Annotated in this window: 7 protein-coding genes; all 7 read left to right on the top strand. The window is 59.8% G+C overall.

Annotated elements, in window-relative coordinates; genetic code table 11:
• Positions 1-146: 146 nt before the first annotated feature.
• A complete protein-coding gene (gene ispE / locus M6689_RS08580; protein ID WP_298270301.1) occupies positions 147-986 on the top strand; it encodes a 4-(cytidine 5'-diphospho)-2-C-methyl-D-erythritol kinase in 840 nt (279 codons plus the stop codon).
• 65 nt (positions 987-1,051) lie between these two features.
• Positions 1,052-1,996, top strand: coding sequence for a ribose-phosphate pyrophosphokinase (locus M6689_RS08575; RefSeq protein ID WP_298270298.1), 945 nt, complete (start codon positions 1,052-1,054; stop codon positions 1,994-1,996).
• A 53-nt stretch (positions 1,997-2,049) separates the two neighbouring features.
• Positions 2,050-2,637, top strand: a complete 588-nt coding sequence (locus tag M6689_RS08570; RefSeq protein WP_298270296.1) for a 50S ribosomal protein L25 — start codon at positions 2,050-2,052, stop codon at positions 2,635-2,637.
• A 21-nt stretch (positions 2,638-2,658) separates the two neighbouring features.
• On the top strand, positions 2,659-3,249 hold the full coding sequence (pth, locus tag M6689_RS08565; RefSeq protein WP_298270294.1) for an aminoacyl-tRNA hydrolase: 591 nt from the start codon (positions 2,659-2,661) through the stop codon (positions 3,247-3,249).
• 33 nt (positions 3,250-3,282) lie between these two features.
• Positions 3,283-4,377, top strand: coding sequence for a redox-regulated ATPase YchF (gene ychF / locus M6689_RS08560; RefSeq protein ID WP_298270291.1), 1,095 nt, complete (start codon positions 3,283-3,285; stop codon positions 4,375-4,377).
• Positions 4,378-4,519: 142 nt separating this feature from the next.
• Positions 4,520-4,885, top strand: coding sequence for a 30S ribosomal protein S6 (gene rpsF / locus M6689_RS08555; RefSeq protein ID WP_298270288.1), 366 nt, complete (start codon positions 4,520-4,522; stop codon positions 4,883-4,885).
• A gap of 22 nt (positions 4,886-4,907) precedes the next feature.
• The coding region (rpsR, locus tag M6689_RS08550; RefSeq protein ID WP_298270285.1) for a 30S ribosomal protein S18 at positions 4,908-5,136 on the top strand (229 nt) is incomplete at its 3' end.

Raw genomic sequence — 5,136 nt, 5'->3', positions numbered from 1 at the left:
CTTCGGATGCGGCTTTTTTTGTGCCCAATCGTCAAGGCATCCTTGGCCGCTGGTGCCGGTGGGGGCAGTATTTCCCCCTTGATTTATCGGGTCGTTTGATTAAGATGGATTTCCCCGCATCATTAGATCCTGAGAGGTTTCATGCCATGAACAGCCTTACGCTCAAGGCCCCGGCCAAGGTCAACTATAGGCTCGACGTCCTGCGTCGTCGTCCGGACGGCTACCACGACCTGCGGATGATCATGCAGCGGATAGATCTGTGCGACGAGATCACCATCACCGTCTCCGACTCGCCGGGAATCAGGGTTTCCTGTGGGCGAGAGGGGGTTCCCGATGGGCCGGGCAACATCGCCTGGCGGGCGGCCGACGCACTCCTCGGGTTTGCGGGAAAGGCAGTTGGGCTCGATATCGCCATAACCAAGAACATCCCGGTGGCGGCGGGGCTCGGTGGCGGAAGCAGCGACGGGGCGGCGGTGCTGATGGGGGTGAACGAGCTTTTGGGGCTCGGGTTCTCCGATGAGCGTCTGATGGAGATTGGTGTGAAGCTTGGCGCCGATGTCCCCTTTTTCATCTTCAAGAAAACCGCACTTGCGGAAGGGGTGGGCGAGGTGCTGACCGCTCTCGACGGTGTTCCGACGGTCTGGCTTGCCGTTGTCAATCCGAACGTCCATGTCTCGACGGCCTGGGTGTACCAAAATTTGCAATTGACAAGCGGTCGGAGCGAGGTTAAAATTCCACGCTTCTACGGAAGTGTCGCGGAGTTGTGCGCGGTGCTGGCCAATGACCTCGAGTCGGTTACCATTCCCCGCTATCCCGTGATCAGTGAGATCAAGGCGGGCCTTCTTGACGGCGGCGCTCGGGGTGCTCTCATGTCCGGAAGTGGGCCGACCGTGTTTGGGCTTTTTGATGACGAGTCGAGCGCCCGGCGCGTTGCCGAAGCGATGGCTGGACGAGGCTGGTTTGCGGTGGCTGTCAGGACTTTGTAGCGGCCGGCAGCCGGCCATCACCCTCCGGCGACCCGGAGAAGATAAATTTTGGGGCAAGGCAGCGTATGGACGACAAGATTAAAATTTTCAGCGGCAATTCCAATCAGTCACTGGCAGAGAAGATTTGCGCCAATCTTGGTCTTCCCCTTGGGAAAGCCAACGTCAAGACCTTTTCCGACGGCGAGGTCATGGTCGAGATCGGCGAGAACGTCCGTGGGCGCGATACCTACGTGGTCCAGTCCACCTGTGCCCCCACCAATAATAACCTGATGGAGCTCCTCATCATGATGGACGCTCTCAAGCGTGCCTCGGCAGCTACCATCACCGCGGTTATTCCCTATTACGGCTACGCCCGCCAGGATCGCAAGGTTGCACCCCGCACCCCGATCACCTCGAAGCTGGTTGCCGATCTGATCACTACTGCCGGCGCCGACCGGGTCGTCACGGTCGATCTTCACGCCGGCCAGATCCAGGGGTTTTTCAATATCCCCGTCGATAACCTGTACGCCGCGCCGGTGATCCTTGAAAACCTCAAGCAGCGTTTTCCCGACAACGGGATCGTCATGGTGTCGCCCGATGCCGGCGGCACCGAGCGTGCCCGCGCCTTCGCGAAGCGGCTGGGCTGTACCCTCGCGGTCATCGACAAACGCCGCACCGGACCCAACGTGGCGGAAGTCATGCACCTGATCGGCGACGTCAAGGACAAGACCGCCATCATCCTTGATGACATGATCGATACGGCGGGAACCCTTACTCAGGCGGCCCGCGCGCTCAAGGAGCATGGTGCCAGGACGATTTACGCCTGTGCCACCCACGGTGTTCTTTCGGGACCGGCAATCGACCGGATTAACGACTCCGACATCGAGGCCGTCGTGATCACGGATACGGTTCCACTGGGTGAAAAAGCCGAACGCACCTCGAAGGTCAAGGTTCTTACCGTGGCGCAGTTGCTGGCCGAGGCAATCCGCCGCATCCACGTGGACGAGTCAGTCAGTTCGCTTTTTGTCTAGTTTGACGGGGCTAGCCCGCAGTCGCAAAGATTTTTCTACTGGAGGATGAAACAATGGAACAGAAGACGATTGGCATAGAGGTGCGCGAGAAGTCGGGCAAGGGGGTTGCGCGGAAACTCCGTGCTCAGGGCCGCGTTCCCGGGGTTGTTTATGGAAAGGGAATGGAGCCTGTTGCCGTATCCCTTGACGAGAAAGAGATGATGACCGCCATCGCCGGCGAGGGTGGGGTCAACGCCCTCTTCACACTCCAGGGTGGCGGGAGCTTGAATGGGGTTACGGCCATGATCGCCGACCTCCAAAAGCCATCACTGCGCCTTGGCCTGAACCACGTCGATCTGCACAAGGTTTCTCTTACCGAAAAGGTCCGGGTGCATGTTCCGGTCGCTATCGTCGGGACGGCGGCCGGTGTCCGCGAAGGCGGTCTGCTCGACGTGGTCATGCATACGCTCGATGTGGAGTGTCTCCCGACTGCTATTCCCGAGCACATTGAAGTTGACGTAACTGCTCTTGCCCTTGGGCACGCCATTCACGTGGGTGAGCTTTCTCTTCCGGCGGGCGTCAAGGTCCTGGACGATCCCAAGGCCTCCGTCGTCAGCATTCTCGGCAGAGCGAAGGAAGAGGCAGCGGTCTCCGAAGGATAGGCCTGACGCCGGGTTCAAAAGATGGCTGCAAGACTTGTTGTCGGGCTGGGAAACCCCGGCCCGAAATACCAATGGACCCGCCATAACGCGGGTTTCATGGTTTTGGACCGGCTTTCGCACACAGTGGGCGTGGCGGTCACGAAGAAAAACTTTTCGGGGCTCTATGGAGAGGGGAGCTGGGAAGGTCAGCGGCTCCTCCTTCTCAAACCGCAGACCTTCATGAATCTTTCCGGCCGCTCCGTGGCCGAGGCTCTCCGCTTTCACAAGCTCTCCCTTAGTGACCTCATCGTCGTTCATGATGACATCGACATCCCCTTCGGCCGGGTCAAGCTCAAGGAAGGTGGCGGACACGCCGGCCATAACGGCCTGCGCTCCCTGGTTCAGGAACTTGGCGGCGCCGGATTCCTGCGGGTGCGGGTGGGGGTCGGGCGGCCACACCACGGGGATGTGGCCGATTATGTGCTCCAGAATTTCTCTCGCGAGGAGATGGCGGATCTCTCCCTGCTTCTGGACGGGGTGGTCGGGTTGATGAAGTCCCTCCTCGAAGATGGACTCCCCAAGACCATGAGCCTTTACAACAATCGGGATTTCCTTTCCGCGCAGCAGGCCTGAAGCTGCGGCCATTACGACGAAAGAAGAGCGATCATGGGATTCAATTGCGGTATCGTGGGACTTCCCAATGTCGGGAAATCCACCATCTTCAACGCGCTGACCTCTGCCGGTGCCGAGTCGGCCAACTATCCTTTCTGTACCATCGACCCCAACGTGGGGATCGTGCAGGTGCCGGACGAGCGGCTCGACCGGCTGGCGGAGATCGTGCACCCGGAGCGGATTCTCCCGACCACCATCGAGTTTGTCGATATTGCCGGGCTCGTCAAGGGGGCAAGTCAGGGGGAAGGTCTCGGCAACCAGTTTCTCGGCCACATCCGTTCGGTGGATGCGATAGTCCACGTGGTTCGCTGCTTTGACGACGAAAACGTGGTCCACGTGAGCGGCAGAGTCGATCCCCTGCGCGATATCGACATCATTCAGACGGAGTTGGCGCTGGCAGATCTCGACAGCGTCGACAAGAAGTATCAGCGGTTGGAAAAGCAGGCCAAGAGCGGCGACAAGAAGATCAGGCAGGAATGCGAGTTCTACGGCCGCGTCAAGGCGGCCCTTGAGCAGGGGAAGCCAGTGCGACATCTCGAGGTGAGCGACGAGGACCGGCCGCTTCTTCGCGACCTCCATCTGCTGACCGACAAACCGGTGCTCTACGTGGCGAACGTTGCGGAAGACGATCTCGAGGGGAATCACCCGTTTGTGGCCAAGGTGAAAGAGCTGGCCGCCTCGGAAGGGTCGAGGGTGGTGACGATCTGCGGCAGGATCGAGGCAGAAATCGCCGAGCTGGAAGGCGAAGAGAAGAAAGCATTTCTGGCCGATATGGGGCTGGCCGAGTCGGGGCTCGATCGGCTGATCCGGATGGGGTACGAGCTTCTCGGACTCATCACCTACTTTACCGCGGGCAAGAAAGAGGTTCGCGCGTGGACGATACCGGCCGGGACCAAGGCTCCCCAGGCCGCGGGCGTGATCCATTCCGACTTCGAAAAAGGGTTCATCCGTGCCGAGGTCATCGCCTACCGCGATTTCATCGCCGCGGGAGGGGAGGCCGGAGCCAAAGAGAAGGGGCTCATGCGTCTCGAAGGTAAGGAGTACGTCGTGCAGGACGGGGACGTCATGCACTTCCGTTTCAATGTCTAGGATGCCAGGCCGCTTGGGTGGTTAATTTTGTTGAATCTGCTGGAGATTTTCTGTAGAATCTCAACTTTTCCGAGCGGCATTCAGCCGCAGCTCCTTGCTCCGGGTCGGACCGGGGCTACTAAACCGTGAGGAGGATCACACAATGGTAAGGAAGTACGAGACGATCATCATCGTCCAGCCCGACCTCGGTGACGAAGAGCTCAAAGGGCTCTCCGCCAAGGTGACGGACATCATCGCCAGCATGAACGGCGATCTCCACCGGCTGGAAGACTGGGGGGTGCGCAAGCTTGCCTACCCGGTGAAGAAGAGCCAGCGGGGCCGTTACTACTATGTCCGTTTCGACGCGGATGCTGCCCTCATCGCGGAGCTTGAGCGTCGGCTGCGCCTCGACGACAAGGTTCTGCGGTATCAAAGCGTCAAGCTCGAAAAGGAGCCCGCAGCTCCCGCCCCGAAGACCGTTGCCGTCGAAGAGGCTCCGGCGGTTGAAGCGGCTACCGCCAGCGAATAAGATGATCGGAGGAGTACGATAGATGAGCGAAGAGAGAACTGAAAGAACCGAGAGAAGCGAGCGTCCCCAGCAGAGAAGCAGCGGCCCGCGGAAGAGGCGGCCGTTCCAGCGCCGGAAGGTATGCCGTTTCTGTGCCGACAAGAACATCACCATAGACTACAAGGATCCCCGGATCCTTCGTTCGTTCATTACCGAGCGCGGCAAGATCATTCCGCGCCGGATCTCGGGCAATTGCTCCAAGCATCAGCGGG

This window comes from Geobacter sp. (assembly GCF_027327745.1).
GTDB lineage: Bacteria > Desulfobacterota > Desulfuromonadia > Geobacterales > Geobacteraceae > Geobacter.
This window is presented reverse-complemented; position numbering and strand designations above follow the sequence as displayed.

What these genes read in the sequence shown, in the direction of transcription:
- ispE (WP_298270301.1), top strand. Translation starts at nt 147, where the DNA reads ATGAACAGCCTTACGCTCAAGGCCCCGGCCAAGGTCAACTATAGGCTC.
- M6689_RS08575 (WP_298270298.1), top strand. Translation starts at nt 1,052, where the DNA reads ATGGACGACAAGATTAAAATTTTCAGCGGCAATTCCAATCAGTCACTG.
- M6689_RS08570 (WP_298270296.1), top strand. Translation starts at nt 2,050, where the DNA reads ATGGAACAGAAGACGATTGGCATAGAGGTGCGCGAGAAGTCGGGCAAG.
- pth (WP_298270294.1), top strand. Translation starts at nt 2,659, where the DNA reads ATGGCTGCAAGACTTGTTGTCGGGCTGGGAAACCCCGGCCCGAAATAC.
- ychF (WP_298270291.1), top strand. Translation starts at nt 3,283, where the DNA reads ATGGGATTCAATTGCGGTATCGTGGGACTTCCCAATGTCGGGAAATCC.
- rpsF (WP_298270288.1), top strand. Translation starts at nt 4,520, where the DNA reads ATGGTAAGGAAGTACGAGACGATCATCATCGTCCAGCCCGACCTCGGT.